General features: G+C 57.9%; 1 protein-coding gene. It reads right to left on the bottom strand.

Features of this window, described 5'->3' with window-relative positions; translation table 11 throughout:
• Positions 1-311, bottom strand: a 311-nt coding sequence (locus EOB49_RS37165) for a Crp/Fnr family transcriptional regulator (RefSeq protein WP_206526219.1), incomplete at both ends; no start/stop codon positions are given.

Genomic DNA, 311 nt, shown 5'->3' with positions numbered 1-311 from the left:
CGGTAACCCCCGGACGCCTGACACCAAGCATGATGGACAGAAATTCATGGGTTATCATGAGCCGGTCGCCGACAGTACGGTCGCTGCACATCAGAAGCCATCTCGCCAGTCGGACTTCCAGGCTCTGCCGTGCGTTGATCGATGCGGTGTAGCTTGTCTGAACGTGGAAATATTGGACATAGCGCAACAGGAACGGTCGCAATGTAGGACTGTCCTCCAGGGCTTCGACGAAGGCGGCAGCCTCCATCCGGAGTGCCTCGCATGTCGACTGGACGTAACAGTCAAAGTTGGCCTGGTCGTCCCCCATGACC

Origin of the sequence: Mesorhizobium sp. M7A.F.Ca.MR.148.00.0.0, from assembly GCF_003997735.1 — a bacterium.
Classification (GTDB): Bacteria; Pseudomonadota; Alphaproteobacteria; order Rhizobiales; family Rhizobiaceae; genus Mesorhizobium.
Note: the sequence above shows the minus strand (reverse complement) of the source record. Positions and strands in the feature narration are given on the sequence as shown.